Below are 1,553 nucleotides of genomic sequence, written 5' to 3'. Positions count from 1 at the left end.
AGTACAACGAGAGTCGACCTCATCAAGCTCTTAATAATCTGTCGCCTAAAGAGTTCCTAAGTAACAGCGAATTTTGATGAGCCCGTCTTCACTACAAGGTGGATCTAAAAATGGGAGCCGGTCAGTTGGTATTGTATAGTTCTTCAAGCAAGCCAAATACAGGGGGGGCGTCAGCTCCTGCGCCTCCAGCAGCATGAGAGAGCATTGGAAATGCTAAGAAACATAGTAAAATTGCCCTAATTTTCATCAGTCTTTTCCAATCATTTTTAAAGCTTGGATTTTAACCAAATAAAATTAACAAATGGAACTTAGCACTTATTAATTTAAGTCGCTTGTGTGAAGTTTTGGGGAGTTTTTTTGGAAATAGAGAAATATGTAAGCGAGTGCTATCAGTAAAAGCTTTGAAAAGTGGCGCGCCCGGAGAGATTCGAACTCTTTGATGATTTCCTTGTGTGTTTTTTGAGAGGTATTTTTGCTAGTAAATATCATACACATGTTGATAGCATATACTAACGGAATATCTCAGTTGTAGGCCGCTTGTAGGTTTTTGTGTTAGCTTAACCTCAGAGCAAACCGAGGAGCAAGTTTAGTTTTTCTTGTCACAGCGTACAAGTGATTTTTTAACTTACTTAAATATTTTTTTACAGACCCGCTGAGTCTCCTAGATGTGTCTGCGCGGGAGCTAAGCGGGTATAAGAGTTAAGTATTAATCGTCTATTTTGCCAGACTTTTTGGGTGACTTTGTCTATTGCTTCTTTTTAGGTAATGAATGGCGAAGCTGTACCTTGAATGTTTCACGCAGAGATAGAAAAATGGGATTCCCGAAATTAAGGATAGGATATAAGCAAAATCACCGCCTTTAGGGATAGCAAAGCTTAATGCTAACAAGGCAAGCATAACTGCAATAAGTAGAAAGACCATGCATCTAATATTAAAATATTTTCTGTTTTGCTCTTCGGTGATAAATAAGTCAGCATCGTTTACAGTGCCAGAAATAAACTCTCTCACACTATAAACAAAGTACCAGCTTTCATCTTTTTTAACTTTTTCGTAGAAACACCGATACATTTCAATTTCCATTGGGGTTGCTCTAAATTTGTAGCCAGTCTCGTCGTCAAAGGCAAAAGATTGGACTAGAGAATTAAGGTGTTTTTTTCCGTGTTTGTCCAAGTACCCTCGCTCCTCAAGATAGATAAAGCGTTTAATGCGTTCAAATAGACTAGGCTTAAAACCAAGTAAATTAATGATGGCTTTTATAGTTGCTGTGATAACTTTTAGATACTCCATGTTTGCCTCTTATTTTATATTCTCCATTTCAAATTTATTGTGAAAGCTTATTAGATTCAAGGTAAACGTATATTAAGCATACTTACTGCTCTAGTAAGTGGCCGGACTCTTTATTGATACGCTGGGCTTTCGCTCATTACTTCGCGGTATCATTGATAGCACGTTACAAAAGCGCTTGAAAAAGTGACCGATTAATCAATAAGATAACTACTACTAAGAGGTATATCTCAGTTTGTCGACAGCTGCTCGCAGATATATCTCCTATG

1 protein-coding gene is annotated in these 1,553 nt (G+C 37.7%); it reads right to left on the bottom strand.

The annotated features are described in order from the left end of the window. Positions 1-714: 714 nt before the first annotated feature. On the bottom strand, positions 715-1,287 hold the full coding sequence (locus tag NH399_RS25315; protein ID WP_253044309.1) for a hypothetical protein: 573 nt from the start codon (positions 1,285-1,287) through the stop codon (positions 715-717). Positions 1,288-1,553: the final 266 nt, after the last annotated feature.

Origin of the sequence: Pleionea sp. CnH1-48, from assembly GCF_024124665.1 — a bacterium.
GTDB lineage: Bacteria > Pseudomonadota > Gammaproteobacteria > Enterobacterales > Kangiellaceae > JAMXSB01.
Note: the sequence above shows the minus strand (reverse complement) of the source record. Positions and strands in the feature narration are given on the sequence as shown.